The organism is Enterobacter sp. Res13-Sevr-PEC09-46 (assembly GCF_015672585.1).
Lineage (GTDB): Bacteria > Pseudomonadota > Gammaproteobacteria > Enterobacterales > Enterobacteriaceae > Enterobacter > Enterobacter hormaechei_C.
This window is the reverse complement of record NZ_JADABR010000018.1, coordinates 243055-261721: the sequence shown is the minus strand read 5'-3', so window position 1 is coordinate 261721 and position 18667 is coordinate 243055. Positions and strand designations below refer to the sequence as shown.

General features: G+C 54.2%; 21 protein-coding genes and 3 tRNA genes. 12 read left to right on the top strand and 12 right to left on the bottom strand.

Annotation, left to right across the window (positions count from 1 at the left end; translation table 11 throughout):
• The first annotated feature begins 89 nt into the window (after positions 1-89).
• The gene (locus tag IMQ56_RS12910; RefSeq protein WP_063135021.1) at positions 90-1625 is read left to right on the top strand and encodes a YjjI family glycine radical enzyme; all 1536 of its coding nucleotides are present in this window, start codon (positions 90-92) and stop codon (positions 1623-1625) included.
• Positions 1600-2460, top strand: coding sequence for a YjjW family glycine radical enzyme activase (locus IMQ56_RS12905; RefSeq protein ID WP_045330215.1), 861 nt, complete (start codon positions 1600-1602; stop codon positions 2458-2460). Before IMQ56_RS12910 ends, IMQ56_RS12905 begins: the two co-directional genes overlap by 26 nt.
• On the opposite strand, the gene IMQ56_RS12900 is transcribed toward IMQ56_RS12905, so the two are convergent.
• From IMQ56_RS12900 to IMQ56_RS12865, 8 genes are all read right to left on the bottom strand, one after another.
• A complete protein-coding gene (locus IMQ56_RS12900; RefSeq protein ID WP_032652508.1) occupies positions 2455-3237 on the bottom strand; it encodes a TatD family hydrolase in 783 nt (260 codons plus the stop codon). The two genes, IMQ56_RS12905 and IMQ56_RS12900, sit on opposite strands and share 6 nt — an antisense overlap.
• On the bottom strand, positions 3234-4286 hold the full coding sequence (locus tag IMQ56_RS12895; RefSeq protein ID WP_196064046.1) for a patatin family protein: 1053 nt from the start codon (positions 4284-4286) through the stop codon (positions 3234-3236). Before IMQ56_RS12895 ends, IMQ56_RS12900 begins: the two co-directional genes overlap by 4 nt.
• A gap of 122 nt (positions 4287-4408) precedes the next feature.
• Positions 4409-4570: a DUF1328 domain-containing protein gene (locus tag IMQ56_RS12890; RefSeq protein ID WP_003856556.1), complete on the bottom strand. Its 162-nt coding sequence runs from the start codon at positions 4568-4570 to the stop codon at positions 4409-4411.
• A 125-nt stretch (positions 4571-4695) separates the two neighbouring features.
• On the bottom strand, positions 4696-5313 hold the full coding sequence (osmY, locus tag IMQ56_RS12885; protein WP_196064045.1) for a molecular chaperone OsmY: 618 nt from the start codon (positions 5311-5313) through the stop codon (positions 4696-4698).
• 303 nt (positions 5314-5616) lie between these two features.
• Positions 5617-7206 carry a peptide chain release factor 3 gene (gene prfC, locus IMQ56_RS12880; protein WP_006810210.1) on the bottom strand — a complete coding sequence of 530 codons (1590 nt, stop codon included), beginning with the start codon at positions 7204-7206 and terminating at the stop codon, positions 5617-5619.
• A 92-nt stretch (positions 7207-7298) separates the two neighbouring features.
• Positions 7299-7976, bottom strand: a complete 678-nt coding sequence (gene yjjG / locus IMQ56_RS12875) for a pyrimidine 5'-nucleotidase (protein ID WP_196064044.1) — start codon at positions 7974-7976, stop codon at positions 7299-7301.
• 19 nt (positions 7977-7995) lie between these two features.
• Positions 7996-8439, bottom strand: coding sequence for a ribosomal protein S18-alanine N-acetyltransferase (gene rimI / locus IMQ56_RS12870; RefSeq protein ID WP_003856565.1), 444 nt, complete (start codon positions 8437-8439; stop codon positions 7996-7998).
• Positions 8408-8821, bottom strand: a complete 414-nt coding sequence (locus IMQ56_RS12865; protein WP_023295888.1) for a DNA polymerase III subunit psi — start codon at positions 8819-8821, stop codon at positions 8408-8410. Before IMQ56_RS12865 ends, rimI begins: the two co-directional genes overlap by 32 nt.
• A gap of 102 nt (positions 8822-8923) precedes the next feature.
• On the opposite strand from IMQ56_RS12865, the gene rsmC reads away from it, so the two are divergent.
• From rsmC to IMQ56_RS12845, 4 genes are all read left to right on the top strand, one after another.
• Positions 8924-9952 carry a 16S rRNA (guanine(1207)-N(2))-methyltransferase RsmC gene (gene rsmC / locus IMQ56_RS12860; protein WP_015572609.1) on the top strand — a complete coding sequence of 343 codons (1029 nt, stop codon included), beginning with the start codon at positions 8924-8926 and terminating at the stop codon, positions 9950-9952.
• Between the two features lie 144 nt (positions 9953-10096).
• Positions 10097-10183: transfer RNA gene (locus tag IMQ56_RS12855), tRNA-Leu, on the top strand.
• Positions 10184-10211: 28 nt separating this feature from the next.
• A tRNA-Leu gene (locus IMQ56_RS12850) sits at positions 10212-10297 on the top strand.
• Positions 10298-10329: 32 nt separating this feature from the next.
• Positions 10330-10416, top strand: a tRNA-Leu gene (locus tag IMQ56_RS12845).
• Between the two features lie 42 nt (positions 10417-10458).
• Here IMQ56_RS12845 and IMQ56_RS12840 read toward each other — a convergent pair.
• Positions 10459-10728 (bottom strand): DUF1435 domain-containing protein, encoded by a 270-nt coding sequence (locus IMQ56_RS12840; protein ID WP_026080652.1) that lies wholly within the window; start codon positions 10726-10728, stop codon positions 10459-10461.
• Positions 10729-10944: 216 nt separating this feature from the next.
• Between IMQ56_RS12840 and IMQ56_RS12835 the strand changes: the two genes are divergently transcribed.
• Both IMQ56_RS12835 and fhuF read left to right on the top strand, forming a co-directional pair.
• Positions 10945-12009: a GGDEF domain-containing protein gene (locus tag IMQ56_RS12835; protein ID WP_032103055.1), complete on the top strand. Its 1065-nt coding sequence runs from the start codon at positions 10945-10947 to the stop codon at positions 12007-12009.
• A gap of 95 nt (positions 12010-12104) precedes the next feature.
• Positions 12105-12893, top strand: coding sequence for a siderophore-iron reductase FhuF (fhuF, locus tag IMQ56_RS12830; protein ID WP_003856570.1), 789 nt, complete (start codon positions 12105-12107; stop codon positions 12891-12893).
• Between the two features lie 77 nt (positions 12894-12970).
• Here fhuF and IMQ56_RS12825 read toward each other — a convergent pair whose 3' ends face one another.
• Complete coding sequence (locus tag IMQ56_RS12825; protein ID WP_003856571.1) at positions 12971-14317, bottom strand: PTS cellobiose transporter subunit IIC; 1347 nt, start codon at positions 14315-14317, stop codon at positions 12971-12973.
• Between the two features lie 328 nt (positions 14318-14645).
• On the opposite strand from IMQ56_RS12825, the gene IMQ56_RS12820 reads away from it, so the two are divergent.
• Positions 14646-15104 (top strand): YbaK/EbsC family protein, encoded by a 459-nt coding sequence (locus IMQ56_RS12820; RefSeq protein WP_003856572.1) that lies wholly within the window; start codon positions 14646-14648, stop codon positions 15102-15104.
• A 31-nt stretch (positions 15105-15135) separates the two neighbouring features.
• Here IMQ56_RS12820 and bglJ read toward each other — a convergent pair whose 3' ends face one another.
• Together bglJ and IMQ56_RS12810 are read right to left on the bottom strand one after the other, a co-directional pair.
• The gene (gene bglJ, locus IMQ56_RS12815) at positions 15136-15777 is read right to left on the bottom strand and encodes a DNA-binding transcriptional activator BglJ (protein ID WP_015572607.1); all 642 of its coding nucleotides are present in this window, start codon (positions 15775-15777) and stop codon (positions 15136-15138) included.
• Positions 15774-16511, bottom strand: a complete 738-nt coding sequence (locus IMQ56_RS12810) for a LuxR C-terminal-related transcriptional regulator (protein ID WP_017383841.1) — start codon at positions 16509-16511, stop codon at positions 15774-15776. Before IMQ56_RS12810 ends, bglJ begins: the two co-directional genes overlap by 4 nt.
• A 389-nt stretch (positions 16512-16900) precedes the next feature.
• On the opposite strand from IMQ56_RS12810, the gene IMQ56_RS12805 reads away from it, so the two are divergent.
• The 3 genes from IMQ56_RS12805 to IMQ56_RS12795 are packed head-to-tail and all read left to right on the top strand — an operon-like array spanning position 16901 to position 18638.
• Complete coding sequence (locus IMQ56_RS12805) at positions 16901-17677, top strand: threonine/serine exporter family protein (protein ID WP_017383842.1); 777 nt, start codon at positions 16901-16903, stop codon at positions 17675-17677.
• Positions 17668-18141: a threonine/serine exporter gene (locus IMQ56_RS12800; RefSeq protein WP_015572605.1), complete on the top strand. Its 474-nt coding sequence runs from the start codon at positions 17668-17670 to the stop codon at positions 18139-18141. Before IMQ56_RS12805 ends, IMQ56_RS12800 begins: the two co-directional genes overlap by 10 nt.
• A 44-nt stretch (positions 18142-18185) precedes the next feature.
• On the top strand, positions 18186-18638 hold the full coding sequence (locus IMQ56_RS12795; protein ID WP_045338421.1) for a MarR family transcriptional regulator: 453 nt from the start codon (positions 18186-18188) through the stop codon (positions 18636-18638).
• Positions 18639-18667: the final 29 nt, after the last annotated feature.

The following is an 18667-nucleotide window of genomic DNA, read 5'->3' as shown; positions in this document are numbered from 1 at the left end:
TCGGCGATATCCCCGTTCTGATCAAAAGCGCCACCAGGCTGGCTTCCTACAATTCGTTCACCATCCGCAGAACAACCAAGGAAGTGAACATGCCCGACGCCCTGCAACAACGTTGCCAGCACATTGTGACCAGCCCGGTGTTAACCCCGGAACAAAAACGTCATTTTCTGGCGCTGGAAGCGGAGAACAATCAGCCCTATCCCGCTCTGCCAGAGGCGGCCCGCGCCGCGCTGGACGAGGGATTCATCTGCGACATGTTCGAAGGCCATGCGCCTTACAAACCGCGCTACGTGCTGCCGGACTACGCTAAATTTCTGGCTAACGGCTCAGAATGGCTGGAGCTGGAAGGGGCGAAAGATCTGGATGATGCCCTCTCGCTGCTCACTATCCTTTATCACCATGTTCCGTCCGTCACATCGATGCCGGTCTATCTGGGCCAGCTCGATGAGATACTCAGCCCCTATGTTAAAATTCTAACACAGGATGAAATCGATAGCCGAATAAAACGTTTCTGGCGTTACCTGGACAGAACCCTGCCCGATGCGTTTATGCATGCCAATATCGGCCCGGCGGATACGCCTGTCACCCGAGCCATCCTTCGCGCGGATGCCGAACTGAAGCAGGTTGCGCCGAACCTGACCTTTATCTACGACCCGGATGTAACCCCCGGCGATCTGCTGCTGAGCGTGGCGGAAAACATTTGTGAATGTAGTAAACCGCATATTTCTAATGGCCCGGTGAATGATAAAATTTTCACAAAAGGTCGCTATGGCGTGGTGAGCTGTTACAACTCCCTGCCGCTGGCGGGCGGCGGCAGCACGCTGGTGCGCCTTAACCTGAAGGCGATTGCGGAACACAGCCGCTCACCGGAAGACTTTTTCACCCGTACCCTTCCCCACTACTGCCAGCAACAAATCGCGATCATCAATGCGCGCTGCGATTTTCTATATGAACAATCCGGCTTCTTTGAGAATAGCTTCCTGGTGAAAGAGGGGCTGATTGATGCCGATCGCTTTGTGCCGATGTTTGGCATGTACGGTCTGGCCGAAGCGGTGAATGTGCTGTGCGAGAAAGCAGGCATTACGGGACGTTACGGTAAGAACGAACAGGCCAATGCGCTGGGCTACCGCATCAGTGAACAGCTTGCGGCGTTTGTTGAAAACACGCCGGTGAAACACGGCTGGCAGCACCGCGCGATGCTGCATGCCCAGTCTGGGATCAGTTCCGATTCTGGCACCACGCCGGGCGCACGTCTGCCGTACGGCGACGAACCGGACCCAGTCAGCCACCTGCTGGCCGTGGCGCCGCACCATAAACACTATCATTCGGGGATCAGCGATATTCTCACCCTGGAGGAAACGGTTAAACGCAATCCTCAGGCTGTGGTGCAGCTGTGCCTGGGGGCGTTCAACGCCGGTATGCGTGAGTTCACCGCGAATGTAGCCGGAAACGACCTGGTGCGCGTCACCGGGTATATGGTGCGGCTCTCCGATCTGGAGAAATACCGGGAGGCCGGCTCGCGCACCAACACCACCTGGCTCGGCGAGGAGGCCGCGCGCAATACCCGTATTCTGGAACGTCAGCCGCGCGTGATAAGTCATGAACAGCAGATGCGCTTTAGTTAGTCAGGTCATACCCTTCTCCTGCGTGGACGGGCCGGGCAGCCGCCTGGCGTTGTTCCTCCAGGGCTGTAACCTGCGCTGCAAAACCTGCCACAACCCGTGGACGATAGGGCGCTGCAACGACTGCGGCGACTGTGTTCCCCACTGTCCTCATGATGCGCTGGCAATTCAGGCCGGGCGCGTCTGGTGGCAGGAGAGTCACTGTCAGCAGTGCGACACCTGTCTGCACCTGTGTCAGCAGCAGGCGACGCCGATGGCGCAGCGCTATAGCGTCGAGGAGATCCTCTCCCGGGTTCGCACGTCCGCGCCGTTTATTGAGGGCGTGACCGTCAGCGGGGGTGAGGCCACCACGCAGCTGCCGTTTTTGGTTGCGCTGTTCACCGCGATCAAAGCCGATCCGTCCCTGCGCAATCTGACGTGCCTGGTGGACAGCAACGGCCTGTTAAGCGAAACCGGCTGGCAAAAGCTGTTACCGGTGTTTGACGGCGCGATGGTGGATCTGAAAGCCTGGGGCAATGAACATCACCGTTTTCTGACCGGGCGCGAAAACACGCAGATCAAGCAGAGCATCCGCTGGCTGGCCGATCGTCATCGCCTGACGGAGCTGCGCCTGCTGGTGATCCCCGCTCGGTGTGATTATCTGCACCATCTGCCATCGCTGACCGCTTTTATCCACGCGTTGGGGAACGTTCCGGTGCGGATCAACGCGTTTCATGCCCATGGGGTTTACGGGGAGGCGGCGCGATGGCGGAGCGCCACGCCGGAGGACATCGAGCCGCTGGCGCAGGCCCTGGAACGGCAGCAGATCACGGTGATCCGCCCGGCCCTTTATCTATAGCGTGATGCCGAAGACCGCGCGGGTATTTTCCAGCAGCGCGCTGGCAATCACATCTTCAGGCTCCTGACGCAGCTCACACAGCACATCAAAAACGCGCGCCGCCTGCTCCGGGCGATTGGGCTGGCCCTGAAAACCATTCAGCGGCATGTCAGGCGCATCCGTTTCCAGCAGGAGCGAGGTCAGCGGGAGCTGCGCCATCACATCACGGGTTTTGCTGGCACGCGGATAGGTAATGGTGCCACCGACGCCAATCTTATAGCCCAGCTCAATAAAACGCTGCGCCTGCTGAAGGCTTCCAGCGAAACCATGGACCACGCCCCTGCGCGGCACGTCGATACGCTTCAGGTGCATCGCCAGTTTGTCATGGGTACGTCTGGAGTGGAGGATCACCGGCAGATCGTGGCGCTTTGCCAGCCGGAGCTGCGCATCCAGGATCGTCTGCTGGCGCTCAAACTGCGGATCTTCACGATAGAGATCGAGGCCGATCTCACCGATGGCAACCAGCTTTGTATCCGCATTTTGCAGCGTGGCATCCAGCCTGTCGAGATGGTCATCAAGATGGTGCTCAATAACGATCGGATGCAGACCCAGCGCGGCATACAGCGCATCGTGCTCCCGGGCAAGCGCCAGAACTTTGTCGAATCTCGCCGCTTCAATAGCGGGCACAATAATGGCTCTCACACCGGCCTCAGCCGCGCGCGCAATACTTGATGTTTCCTCCCCGCTAAACGGCGGGAAATCAAAGTGGCAATGGGTATCGATAAAGCAGTGCGTCACGCCAGATCCTCCTTATCGAGTAAGCCATCGTTGGCCTGCGGCGCGTCCACCAGCGGCATCGCCACCGCGTCATTGGCCACAACGGCAGGCGGCAAAATGATGCTTTTATGCCGATGAAGAGGCGGTTGCTCCGCCAGCATTTTCCCGACGGTCGCCAGGAAGTAACGCCCGCACAGCCGCCCCGTTTTGTAATCCATACGCAACGCAGGCAGCCGACTGCCCAGCGCCATGCTCAACAGCGGCTTAGGCGGATAAATTTCAAAGATGCGCAGCTTGCCCGGTGGTCTTTCAATAAAACGCTGCATCGCGCCGTAGGTGGTTTCATGCTGCTTCGCGATATTCACCAGCGGTTGCAGGCTGCTGTCGCCCAGCCAGCGTTCCATCCGCTTAAACCACTGTGGGGTGTAATACATCTGCGAAGGCACCGTGCGGATCACCACAATGGTTTTTGCCCCGCGCCGCGCCGCCTCCTGTACCGGCACCGCGTCGCTGATACCGCCGTCAAGATAGCTTATCCCCTCCAGCAGGGCGCCGGTGCGGTAGAATCCCGGGATCGCGCTGGACGCGCGGATGATATCCAGCCAGTTCTCTTTCTGCGGCGAAAAGTAACCCGGCGAATAGTCATCGCCACGGCTGGCGCACATCCAGAACTCTTTGCCGGTATCGAACAGACGTGACGCGGTATCCATGGCCAGCGGCATCTGGCTGGAGGTGGCATCCAGTAACCAGTCGAGATCGATCAGGTTCCCGCCGCGTACGAAGCGTACCGGATTGAAGAATTCTTTGGAGGTGGTGTAGCGCATAATCACTTTGCGCGCATAGCCGGGCTGGTTGCAGACATAGGCGGAGAGGTTCTGCGCCCCGGCAGAGGTGCCGAAATAGAGATCGAACGGGTTGAATTGTGCGCGCATAAATTCGTCAAGCACGCCGGCGGTAAAGATACCGCGCTGCCCTCCCCCTTCACAGACCAGCGCAAGCTGGCCTGCATGAAACGGTTTTAACGTCAGCGGCGCAATATTGCCGAGCGTAACGGGAATTCGTTGCCCCACCTCTGCCTTCCTGTTTTCATTATTTTGATGAGACACAGTAACGCACTTCCCCGGTGGTTCTCAAACGAGAAAAAGCCAGTCACGAGGACTGGCTTGAGTTTGTTTAGTAAATATTGCGTTTGCTACGGGCGACGTCGACCCGTAAACAGGCTGACCAGGAACAGAATAATACCGACGACGAAGACAATTTTCGCTGCCCATGCCGCGGTACCCGCCAGTCCACCAAAGCCCAATGCGGCGGCAATTAACGCGATAACCAGAAATATAATGCCCCAACGAAACATAAGCCTCTCCTTTACCATAGTTAATGTCGGCCGCTAAACGTGAGCGCTCAGGTCACTCACCGGCTTTTCCAGAATCGTTTTTATTTCGCCCGCGGTTTTCAGCCTGACGGGCGAATGGTACTGCTTTACTTCGTTTTCAGATCGTTTTTGACGCTTTTCACACCATCAATAGCTTTCGCAATTGTCTCGGCACGATCGCTTTGTGCCTGATTCTCAACCGTACCGGACAGCTGGACCACACCATCGGTGGTTTCAACTTTCACCATACGGGATGGCACGATGTCGTCAGCTAACAGTTTAGCTTTGATTTCGCTGGTAGTTGCTGCATCTCCGGCATAGCCCTTCACCGACGATTCTTTGCTGTCACGTACGTGCAGTTTGTCGCTGACGGAGCTTACGCCCTCAACGCCTTTCGCCACTTTAACGGCTTCTTCGGCCTGGGTCTGGCTTTCAACGAAACCGCTCAGGGTGACAACCTTGTTGTCGGTTTTAACAGAAATATCGGTGCTCTTGATGGATTCGTGATCCACCAGTGCGGCTTTCACTTTTGCTGTGATTGAGCTGTCATCCATGAAATTACCGACTTTATTCATAGAGCTATCGATTTTTTCCCCTGCGGTATTGGCGGAATTTTGCGCTTTATCCATGGTGCTGGTTTCCGCCAGAGCAGAACCGCTTACCAGGACACTACCCAATGTTACAGCCAGCAGAGTTTTAGAAATCTTCAGTCTTGTCATATTCATCGATTTATTCCTGTGTTTTGCCCATTATTTGGGCGACATACTTCCCTAATCTTGGTTTTATATATTGCGAATTAACACCGGGGCAAAATGGAGAACCAATGGACATGCATTGAACAGTTAATTCATCCACGCCCGGTGCTAAACACTGAGTTAAATATAGATCACAATCAGAGGGGTGCATTCAGAATTGGGGAAAAAACGAACGAATAGCGAAAAATTGCGGTGAATTAAGAACATTCCGCAAGGGTTTAATATCACAGGAATTAAAGAAGAGCACGGCGGCTGCCGTGCTCTGAAAGGAAATTAATGCTCGCGCGTTTTGCGGAACTGAACATCAGGATAACGTTCCTGCGTCAGGTTCAGGTTTACCATGGTTGGGGCGATATAGGTCAGGTTATCGCCACCGTCCAGCGCCAGCTGAACTTCGTTCTTACGTTTAAATTCTTCGAATTTCTTCACGTCTGAACATTCAACCCAGCGGGCGGTCGCCACGTTCACCGATTCGTAAATCGCTTCCACGTTGTACTCGCTCTTAAGACGGGCAACCACCACGTCGAACTGGAGCACACCCACCGCGCCCACGATCAGATCGTTGTTGGCGATTGGGCGGAACACCTGTACCGCGCCCTCTTCGGAAAGCTGGACCAGGCCTTTCAGCAGCTGCTTCTGCTTCAGCGGATCGCGCAGGCGAATGCGGCGGAACAGTTCTGGCGCGAAGTTCGGGATACCGGTGAACTTCATCATTTCGCCCTGCGTGAAGGTATCGCCAATCTGAATGGTACCGTGGTTGTGTAAACCAATGATGTCACCCGGATAGGCTTCTTCTACATGCGAACGGTCGCCCGCCATGAAGGTCAGCGCGTCGGATATCACTACGTCTTTACCGATACGGACCTGACGCAGCTTCATGCCCTTTTCGTACTTACCGGAAACCACGCGCATAAAGGCGACGCGGTCGCGGTGTTTCGGGTCCATGTTGGCCTGAATTTTAAAGACGAAGCCGGAGAACTTCTCTTCCTTCGCTTCTACTTCGCGGGTGTCGGTTTTACGCGGCATCGGCTGCGGGGCCCACTCAACCAGACCGTCGAGCATATGGTCAACGCCGAAGTTGCCGAGTGCGGTACCGAAGAAGACCGGGGTAATTTCACCGCTCAGGAACAGCTCTCTGTCGAACTCATGCGACGCGCCTTTAACCAGCTCCAGCTCATCGCGCAGCTGGGCGGCCAGCTCTTCACCGACAGCGGCGTCCAGCTCCGGGTTGTCCAGACCTTTCACAATGCGGACTTCCTGAATGGTGTGGCCCTTACCGGTCTGGTACAGGTAGGTTTCGTCTTTATAGAGGTGGTAAACCCCTTTGAACAGCTTGCCGCAGCCAATCGGCCAGGTGATTGGCGCGCAGGCAATCTTCAGCTCGTTTTCCACTTCATCCATCAGTTCCATCGGATCACGGATGTCACGGTCGAGTTTGTTCATAAAGGTGAGGATCGGCGTATCGCGCAGACGGGTGACTTCCATCAGCTTGCGGGTACGATCTTCAACACCTTTCGCGGCGTCGATCACCATCAGGCAGCAGTCCACCGCCGTCAGCGTACGGTAGGTATCTTCGGAGAAGTCTTCGTGCCCCGGGGTGTCCAGCAGGTTCACCAGGCAGTCGTGATACGGGAACTGCATCACGGAGGTGGTAATCGAAATACCACGCTGCTTTTCCATCTCCATCCAGTCGGATTTAGCATGCTGGCTGGAGCCACGGCCTTTAACGGTACCCGCGGTCTGGATCGCCTGTCCGAACAGCAACACCTTCTCGGTGATGGTCGTTTTACCGGCATCCGGGTGCGAGATAATGGCAAAAGTGCGGCGTTTGGCCACCTCTTGCAGATAAGGAGACAACGTCATAATCAATTCTTCTTAGGTAAGCGCGGCAGCAGGCCGCGCATCATGGAATACGAAAAATGCGGCTATTTTACCCATCAACAGGGGGCAGGCAATCATTGTTTACACAGGAGCTGCTCCAGTTCGTTCAATGACGTAACGGTCCAGGTCGGCTCGATGCCTTCCGGCAGCGTGCGACCATGCGCATTCAGCCAGACGGTCGACAGGCCCGATCTCATACCTCCCAGAATATCAGATTCTGCCGTATCCCCCACCATCAGCACGCGATCGCGGTCAGGACTGCCCGCTTGCGCCAGCGCATAATCGAAAATACGCGGATCCGGCTTCGGTACGCCCACCTCTTCGGAGATCACCAGCGCGTCGAAATGATCGCGCAGGCCGGTGCGTTCAAGGCGGATCTGCTGAAGCGCGGTAAAGCCGTTGGTAATGATCCCAAGCTTCACCTTCCCTTTCAGCGAATCCAGCAGAGAAACGGCGCCGGGCAGCGGCGCGCAGATATCCGCCATCGCATTCAGGAAGGCCTCGTTCAGCGCCCCAGGACTGACGTTTAACCGTTCAGCCCACACGTCAAAACGCTGATGCTGAAGCTGTAACGCGGTGATGGCTCCGTTCTGGTAATCCACCCACAGCGGTTTGTTCACCGCCTGATAGTCCTGAAAATCTTCCGCGGTGAACGTCACGCTATAGTCGAGAAACATCCGCTGTAGGCCGCCGAACGAGTCAAACGTAAACAGCGTTTCGTCGGCATCAAAGAAAATCCAGTCCCATTTCATCGTTACAACCTTATTTTCGTTATCCAATCGGCAGAGCCATGATAATGGCGTCTTCACGTCCCTCTGCGGTGGGGTAGTAGTTACGGCGGATAGTCGCCTCGTTGAAGCCTAAGCTTTCATAGAGCGCGATGGCGGCGACATTCGACGCGCGCACCTCCAGCCACAGGGTGAAAACGTCACGGGTTTCCAGCTCACGAATGAGGTGCTCAAGCAGTTCCCTGCCCAGCCCGCGGCGCTGGTAAGCGGGATCGACCGCAATATTAAACAGCGTCGCCTCGTCCAGAACGACCTGCGTGATGGCGAACGCAGCCATCGCACCGTCAACGTCCAGGCGGAGATTTAAATAGCGTTCGCCCTGATTGCTGGCAAACGTCTTTTCGCTCCACGGAAAGGCATGGGCGCGGGTTTCAATCGCGAACGCGGTGGTCAGGTCAGCCGTCGTGAGGGAAGAAATCGTGTTCATATTCGCAAATTTGTTGCCATAGCGCGCTACGCGCTTTTGGGTTGGCTTTCAGTTCGTCCAGCGCTGGCGAACTGATCTGGCTTCCTTCAAGAGGTAGCTCGTCCACCGCCCCGATTCGCCAGCTGTTACAGCGGCTGTCAGGGGGAAGCATCGCGACGCTTTCAGGCGCCAGCTGTAATACCTGATCGCGGGTCACCTTCAGGGTGCGAAGGACATCCTCAATCAGGGGCTCGTTCAGGGCAGGCGGCGCTTCTGCCACCATCACCAGGCGGACATGCGCAGGGATGGAGATGGCTATTTCGCCCCGCAACGCCGTCGGGCGACGCAAAGCCCACTGGGTAATGCCCAGCTGCTGCAACTGCCAGTCTCGTCGGGATGTCATAGCGAAAACTCCTGTCTCTCAGGCGCGCAAATATAGCAAATGTGTCGAAACTGCGCCATCTACCTACTATAATCCCCGCCTGAGTTTATTGAGGAACAATTCATGTCTGCATTTACCCCGGCAAGTGAAGTCTTGCTGCGTCACAGTGATGATTTCGAAGAAAGCCGTATTCTGTTTGCCGGAGATATGCAGGATGACCTGCCCGCGCGTTTCGACTGTGCTGAAAGCCGTGCCCACACCCAGTACTATCACCACTGGCAGGTGCTGAGCCGCCAGATGGGCGAGCGCGCGCGCTTTAGCCTGGCGGCGGAGCAGAGCGATATTGCTGACTGCGATACGCTCATTTACTACTGGCCGAAAAACAAGCCGGAAGCCCAGTTCCAGCTGATGAACCTGCTTTCTCTGCTGCCGGTCGGCTGCGATATTTTTGTTGTCGGTGAGAACCGCAGCGGGGTGCGTAGCGCAGAGCAGATGCTTGAAGCCTGGGCGCCGCTGACGAAAATCGACAGCGCCCGTCGCTGCGGCCTGTACCATGGTCGTCTGGAAAAACAGACCACCTTCGATGCCGACGCCTTCTGGGACGAGTACCAGCTTGACGGCCTGACCATTAAAACCCTGCCGGGCGTGTTCAGCCGTGATGCGCTCGATACGGGCAGCAAGCTGCTGCTGTCCACCCTGACGCCTCATACCAAGGGCAAGGTGCTGGACGTCGGCTGTGGTGCGGGCGTGCTGTCAACGGTTCTCGCCAGCCACTCACCAAAAGTGCGTTTAACCCTGTGTGACGTGAGCGCCCCGGCAGTAGAAGCCAGCCGCGCCACGCTTGCTGCGAATGGCATAGAAGGTGACGTGTTTGCCAGCAACGTTTTCTCCGACGTGACCGGCCGCTTTGACATGATCATCTCTAACCCGCCGTTCCACGACGGAATGGAGACCAGCCTTGAAGCGGCGCAAACGCTGATCCGTGGCGCAACCCGTCACCTCAACAGCGGCGGTGAGCTGCGTATCGTAGCGAACGCCTTCCTCGCGTACCCGAAAGTGCTGGATGAAACCTTTGGCTTCCACGAAGTGATCGCCCAGACGGGCCGCTTTAAGGTCTATCGCACAGTGATGACGCGCCAGGCGAAAAAGTAAACCCCCGGTCCGGCGATGGCTGACGCTGCCATCGCCCATTTTTGCAGCAATCAAAACAACGTGCGCAATTTTCTGTTGACGTAAAGCTGAAAACATCTAGAATGCGCCTCCGTGGTTACGATACTTTTACAGTGTCGATGGTATGCGAAGGTGGCGGAATTGGTAGACGCGCTAGCTTCAGGTGTTAGTGTCCTTACGGACGTGGGGGTTCAAGTCCCCCCCCTCGCACCATAAATCACGTTGATATTGCTCGCACTGGGCGAAGGTGGCGGAATTGGTAGACGCGCTAGCTTCAGGTGTTAGTGTCCTTAGGATGTGGGGGTTCGAGTCCCCCCCCTCGCACCAACGAGGCGATATCAAACCAGTAAGATGACTGTGCGAAGGTGGCGGAATTGGTAGACGCGCTAGCTTCAGGTGTTAGTGTCCTTACGGACGTGGGGGTTCAAGTCCCCCCCCTCGCACCAATTATCTTACATCCCCTCAGCAGTGCCTCCTGTTTTTCCCTTTTATTTCAAACTCATCAGAATCACCAGCAGTCCACTGATTAGCGCAACGCATGATGGCAGCAGCACGTAATGCCGTAACTGTTTGTGCCAGATCATTGCGGATGTCACCAGCAAGCCTGAAACAATCATTGCTTTCCAGACATCAATGGGGAGATCGGCAAACATTAGCCCACCGATAATGGAACCAGGCAGTAATATTCCCCACCCACTTCCCAGCGCTTTGCTCAACATGGTTTCACCTCTCGCACTGATAATGATAACCAGTATCATATGATAGTAATTATCACTTGTCAGCATGCGACGTAAGAAATTGCGCCAGCAATTGCTTTCCCATAATGACAGAGAATGTGTAAGGTGATAAATTGCCCACCTGTTAACTTCCGATAAAGTTTTTCTGATAATAAAAATTCAATTTTTTAGCGCCCAATATTACACAACAACACCTTGCTCATTGTTTTAATTGAGTTTTAATAAAAACGCACGCATATGACATCACAATCCTGGCTGTCTTTAGTCAACAAGAAATATCAGCTATCTTTACGTTTGTTTTTATTTCTGAACGCCGCATCAGCATTGTTCTCGGTAACAAACCCTCTCTATTCCGTGCGTGTGTTATCAGTCCCGCTCTTTGCCGTACTGACTATCAGCACAGGCTTACTTATCTGGCACTGGAAAAACAGCACGCGAAAAATAAATATCCCTGTTGTTTCAGCTATTTTTGGTCTTTTATGGGCCTGGCAGATCGTCTCTAAATTTCTGTTAATCACGCACGATCACGCGACCTATTTAATGATGGCGCTATTAACAGTGCTTTTTATAGGGTCTCTGGCGTTCGCAAGTAATATTAAAGCCTTTACGTTACATTCATTTCCCGCTTTTATATCCTGCCTGTGGCTTAGTCCGTCCGAAAACTGGCTGAGAATGGCCTATTTTTTCGCGCTGCCGGTGGTCGCCATTGGTATCCATCATGTTCTTCAGCGGCGCAATGACCGTTTCGCCCAGGAGCTGCTTTCCGAACTGCTGGAGGAGCGCGAAACCCTGACCGATCTCAGCATGATGGACCCGCTCACCGGCCTATATAACCGTCGCGGGCTGCAAAGCCGGCTGGAGAATCTTCCCAGGCCTGACGCTGGCGAGCACTTCGTGCTGCTGATGGATATCGACCACTTCAAAGCCTACAACGACCATTATGGCCATATGATGGGCGATCAGGCCTTGATCAGGGTCTCGGCTGCGATACGCGACGCCGTGCGCTCACGCGATGTTGTCGCCCGGTTTGGCGGGGAAGAATTTATGGTGCTGTTGAGTAACATCCCGCTGGAGCAAGCGCGACAGACTGCTGAACGCATACGTCAGAAGGTTTACGATCTTAAAATCCCCCATATGTTTAACGAAAGCGTCGCCACTAACGTGACCATCAGCATCGGCATCGCCATGTTCGAAGGTGACGACGTTGAGGGCGCGCTGGCGAAAGCCGATAAAGCCCTCTATGAAGCCAAGCATATGGGACGTAACAGCATTCTACTGAGCGAAGAGCTTCATACCGCCTGAAACCGCCTTCACAGCGCCAGGATAAAACGCTTGCGCTCGGTTTTATCTATAGTTAGGATTGGCAATCATTATCATTTAGATTTGTAATCCACACTATGGCGACTCGTACCGCACACATCGTTGAGCCCCTGCTCTGGCGAGCTCCACTCTCCGCCGGGGAAACGACGCTTGCGGATGCCATTCGGGAAAAAATTGCCGTAACGCGCGCCCATCTGCTGGATTTCATCAAACTGGATGAAGCACCGCCGCATCATGCTCTGACGCTGACTGAGTGGCAACGTCCTGCGGAGCTGCGGTCACTGCTGGCAACCTATTCCGACCATATTTATCGTAACCAACCTACCCTGACGCGGGAAAACAAACCGCTGTTATCCCTCTGGGCACAGTGGTATATCGGGCTGATGGTGCCGCCTGTCATGCTGGCCCTGTTGACCCAGGAAACGATGCTCGATCTCTCGTCGGAACATTTCCATGTTGAGTTTCATGAAACCGGGCGCGCTGCCTGTTTCTGGATTGATGTACATGAAGATCCGAGCGCGAGACACCTGTCAGCGCAGGCGCGTATGGAACGGCTGATTACAAGAGCGCTGGTTCCGGTCATTGATGCGCTGGAAGCGACGGGAGAGATTAACGGCAAACTGATCTGGAGTAATACCGGGTATCTTATCCACTGGTATTTAACGGAGATGAAGCCGCTGCTCGGCGACGAGAAAGTGGATGCACTGCGTCAGAGCTGTTTCTTTGCCAGACAGCTGTCGGATGGACGGGACAACCCTCTTTACCGCACCGTGGTTCCGCGTGAGGGACTTCTGGTACGTCGTACCTGCTGTCAGCGCTACCGTCTGCCGGACGTGCAGCAGTGTGGCGATTGCACGCTTAAGTAGTCTGGCCCGGCCTGAAACCCGCAGAGAGAGGGAACAAACATTAAAAACGGCAACCTGCGTTGCCGTTTTGCTTTTACCTAAGCGACCTGCTGATTTTCCTCTTCTCCATTACGCTGTGCTTCTTCCGCTTCCTGCTGAAGCAACTGTTTCTCGTACACCTTGAAGAACGGGAAATAGATAATGGCGGAAACGCAGGCCAAAACCAGCACCAGAATGGCTGCACGGAAATCCCAGCCCAGCGCCCAGGCGGCACCAACCGGAGCCGGTGCCGTCCACGGCACAACGGAAATCACGCGGCCAATCAGATCAAACTTCATCGCTGCCCATGCCAGCACGGCATTAACCATCGGCGCCAGCAGGAAAGGAATAAAGAACACCGGGTTCATCACAATCGGCGTACCGAAAATCACCGGTTCATTGATATTGAAAATGCTTGGTACCACGCTCAGACGTCCAATGGAGCGCAGGTGCGCGGAGCGGCTACGCAGATAGCAGAACACCAGCCCCATCGTCGCCCCCGATCCGCCGATAACGATAAAGAACGTCCAGAAGGCTTCCATAAAGATGTGTGGCAAAGGCTGGCTCGCCGCCAGCGCGGTCTGGTTCGCCCCCAGGTTTGTCAGCCAGAACATTTGCAGCATCCCGGAGACAATCGCCGCGCCGTGGATCCCGGCAAACCACAGCAGGTGGCCAATCAGCACCGCCAGCAGGATCGCAGGCAGCGAGTCAGCCGCAGAGACCAGCGGTTTGAATATCGACATGATGGCCTGTGGGATCAGCATACCGAACTGCGACTGGATCAGCAGGCTCAGCGGGTAGAGCGTGAGCACCACCACCAGCACCGGGATCAGCAGGTCAAACGAGTTTTTGATCATCGGCGGTACCTGGTCTGGCAGGCGGATACCGATATTGTGTGCTTTCAGGAAACGCATCATCTCAACGCAATAGATCGCCACCAGAATCGCGGTGAAAATACCGGTCCCTCCCAGGCTATCCACCGGTAAAGCGCCTTTGGTTTTAGGGGCGGCGACCAGCAGGAACGCCATCAGCGACAGCATCGCGCACATGAACGGATCCAGCTGATGCGTTTTAACGTAATGTTTGCCCAGGTTGTAGGCAATAGCCGCACAGATATAAAGGGACATCACCCCCATTGTCATATCAAACGGCGTCAGAATTTGACCTTCAAACTGCTTCGCCATATCCAGCCAGGCGCGAGCAAAACCCCAGGTGGTATCAGGCGAAAAAGGCGGGTAAGCGAACACTAATAAAAACGAGCCTACAATCATAAACGGCATCGCTGAGATAAACCCGTCACGAATAGCCATAACGTGACGCTGGGAAGAGATGCGCCCGGCAATAGGGCTGACATAATTTTCAACGAAGCGGAAAATCAGATTAAATGCAGCGTGGTTGGCAGACATAGCAGATCTCCTGTCAGACGTTCGTTTTGGACGCTCTCACGTCACACGTTGTTCCATACATCAGCGTCACAACCTTGCCGGATCGTGTACCTGCGGTACTGCTCAAACGGAATGGTTTCATAATTAGCTCTTATTATTAGATACAGGGGAAGTTACACACTTAGTATTAATCTCTGCATCACGCTCTGCAACCGGTTACTGTAACCGGTTTCTGTGAATGTGAAGGCGATCCAGAAATCGCCCCTGACGGATATTTGTTACTTAAGGGATATTTACAGCGACTAAATTCTTATGACAGATTACGCAGGATATTTGTCAGGAGGAATCAATGAGTTTGCAGTCTGTACAACAGTTTTTTGCCGAACACGCTCCGGATATAGAGATCATTGAGCTTAACCAAAGCACAGCGACTGTTGCCCTTGCTGCTGCCGCGCACAACGTTGAACCCGGCCAAATTGCCAAAACGCTGTCACTGAAAATTAAAAATGACGTGATTCTGGTGGTTGCAAAAGGCGATGCGCGTCTGGATAACAAAAAGCTTAAAGAGACATTCGGCGCAAAAGCCCGCATGCTCAGCAGCGATGAGGTAGTCACCCTGACGGGTCATCCTGTTGGCGGCGTCTGCCCTTTCGGACTGGAAAATCCGCTCTCTGTTTACTGTGACATCACATTAAAACAGTACGCGGAAGTGTTACCCGCAGCGGGTGCCATCCACAGTGCGGTGCGTATATCGCCCGACAGAATGGCGGAGCTGACCGCAGCAAAATGGGTCGATGTCTGCATTTAAACGTTGCGCCAGAAGAACTCTGGCGCACCACTTAACGCTGAGAGAATGAAGGAACGGTGAGAGCTGAACGACGCACTTCCCGGGCAGGGAGATGCGCCAGGATATCCGCCGCATCCAGTAATCCCACGTCAGAATTGACGCCCAGCTTTACCATTGCGTTAAACTTATGCGCCCGGATGGTTTTAATATTGCGTTCAAGCTGCGCCGCAATTTCAGGGATTGAAAATCCCGATGACATATAACGCAGTATTGCCCTTTCGGTTGGGCTTAACATACGATTCTGGCTCACACACCAGTGATTGTACATGTTGTCATTCACCTGATGCGTTTCGCTGAGTAATGTCTCCAGCCCCTCCATTAGCTGCTTTAGCGGAACCGATTTACTGATTATCCCATGCAAGCGAGAAGGCGAAAGATGGCTGACCAGCCTCGCCTCCATTTCGTCAGAGGCCAGCACGATACGCTGGACGTCGCTGTGGGTGAAGGTGAGATCCCGTAAACAGGCCAGACAGTTTCTCCGCTCTTCACGCTCATCAGACAGTGAATAGATAACCGCATAGAATGAGATATCCACGAGCGCCGCTTTAAAGCTGGCGAATCTGCTAAACAGGTGCACCTGGTAATGGCTCAGGGCGGGCATCGCAAAGAGATGCTTCAGCCCTACAGCGCTCATTGAGCAGCTTTCGATGACGGCGATATGTCTTGTTGCAGTGGTCTTTTCCATTCCTCAAACTCTCCATAAGCCGACATTAAACTGAGTTCTCGCATTCCCTGGGTACTGCTTATCCACGCGTACATATCGGCATTACTGCGAAGTGATAAGCGGCGCATTGCACTGTTTTTTTGTGCACTGATCGTTTTATTACTTTTATTCAGCAGCGTGGCTATTTGGTTGATTCCCCAACCTTTACCTAATAAACGCAACACCTTGCGTTCAGAGTGGGTGAGCGCAATCATTTGCTCACTCTCTTCTTCAATATCGGACGTTTCCGGTATTAATAACGTCTGGCTTATTCGCTCGGCACGTTCACTGCCCGCGCGAATAGCGTTAATAACGCCTTCGATCGGTTCCATATCCGAAAGCAGCGTGCTTTCCGGACGCATAAGAAGCTCTACTGCAAGTGGATAAAGGGGACGCGAGACAAGGAATATCCAGTGAATGTCCCGATACTGATTCATTAATCCATAATACTGCTCAAGCGTGCCGCGAGGATTACGATACTCACCTGAAATATCGGCAATAACGACCCCAGCGCGACGCAATTGTAGTAGCGTCAACTCCTGCATCGAACGGCAGTACGTTATTTCAAAATCAGGAAAATGACGCGTCATGACGCCACCTAGCCCATTTTGCATAACCGGCACTCTACTAATCACCACTCCGTGTTTACCATTCAATGGCAACATAGACCCTCCCTGTCATAAATTCATTATTTAAGAACGAACTAACCCTACGAGTTTAAACACGCTTGCATCCCTCAGTACAAAACGGCTTAATACTCGCAAATCAGAAGAAATGTCACATGGGTTAAGAAACGCCCAATACTCGCTTAATATCGCATAAAGACCACAAAACTTTAATTAAGATTGCGTGAAAAGATTGAAAATATGAAATTAGAAATACTTAATATATTGTCTTTATAAATCTCTATTTTTATATTCATTAAATAAATAGAAAGTGCGGTTTTCTCCCCCTGCTCACGCGACTGATTGCACAAATGTTGATCTGGCCCAGCGCAAAGGGCCCGGCCCTTTGTGTTAAAAGTAAGCAATCTCTCTTCTCTTCAGGGCGTTTCATGCAGGCAGATCGGTCTACGCAACGTGCTACCACGCGGCTATGTATTCAGTGCGGGCTTTTTCTCTTACAACACGGGGCAGAAAGCGCCCTCGTGGAAGAACTTTCCACACGCCTTGGGCTGGCGCTGGGGATGGACAGCGTTGAGAGCTCCATCTCGTCAAATGCCATTGTGCTGACCACCATTAAAGACGGACAGTGCCTGACCTCCACCCGTAAAAATCATGACCGCGGCATTAACATGCACGTCGTGACGGAAGTGCAGCACATCGTGATCCTTGCTGAACACAAGCTGCTCGATCTGAGGGAGATAGAGAAACGCTTCAACCAGATCAAACCTCTCCGGTATCCACGCTGGCTGGTTGTGCTGATGGTGGGACTCTCCTGCGCCTGCTTCTGCAAGCTCAACGCGGGCGGCTGGGACGGCGCTGTCGTGACCTTCTTTGCCAGCAGCATCGCGATGTATGTCCGCCAGTTGTTGACGCACAGGCAACTGCATCCGCAAATTAACTTCTGCATCACGGCGTTCGTGGCGACAACCGTATCCGGCCTGCTTTTGCGCCAGCCTTACTTCGCCAGCACGCCTACTGTTGCGATGGCCGCCAGCGTATTGCTGCTGGTGCCGGGTTTTCCCTTAATCAACGCCGTCGCTGATATGTTCAAAGGCCACATCAACACCGGTCTGGCGCGCTGGGCGATAGCCAGCCTGCTGACGCTGGCGACCTGTATCGGGGTGGTAATGGCCATGACACTCTGGGGGTTACGCGGATGGGCGTGATGGATTTTCTGCTCGCACTGGCGCAGGACATGCTCCTGGCAGCCCTTCCCGCCGTTGGCTTTGCGATGGTGTTTAACGTCCCACAGCGTGCATTACCCTGGTGTGCGCTGCTGGGTGCCATTGGCCACGGCTCACGTATGATCATGATGACCTCGGGCTTTAATATCGAATGGTCGACGTTTATCGCCTCCATGCTGGTCGGCAGCATCGGTATTCAGTGGTCCCGCTGGTATCTGGCGCACCCGAAAGTGTTCACCGTGGCGGCAGTCATTCCTATGTTCCCGGGCATTTCAGCCTATACGGCGATGATCTCCGCCGTCAAAATCAGCCACTTTGGCTACAGCGAACCGCAGATGATCCTGCTTCTGAGCAATTTCCTTAAAGCCTCGTCGATTGTGGGCGCGCTCTCCATCGGCCTGTCGATCCCCGGATTATGGCTTTACCGCAAACGTCCACGCGTATAATAAAATCGCTTGCAATTGTATCGTGCGCTATCTATATTCATTTCATGGACGCAAAAACGAACGACACCACCAACGCGCTTCTGCTGGATAACCAGCTCTGTTTTGCCCTCTATTCGGCAAATCTGGCGCTTAACAAGCTGTACCGGCAACTGCTGGCGCCGCTTAACCTGACCTACCCGCAATACCTGGTGATGCTGGTGCTGTGGGAGCAGGATGATATTACGGTGTCAGACATTGGCGAGCGGCTGTTCCTGGATTCCGCCACGCTGACTCCCCTGCTGAAACGCCTGGAAAGCGCAGGATTAATCTTCCGCCAGCGTTCCCGTCAGGATGAGCGTCAGGTCGCCGTCACCCTGAGCGACACGGGTCGGGCGCTGCAACAGCAGGCCGTGACGATACCCCACGCCGTGGGCTGTGCAGCGCAGTGTGATACCGACACCATGCTGGCGCTCAAGCAACAGCTCGAACTTTTGCGCCAACAGCTTCATCGCGCGTAAGGCTATACTTTACGCGTCTGATTCTAACT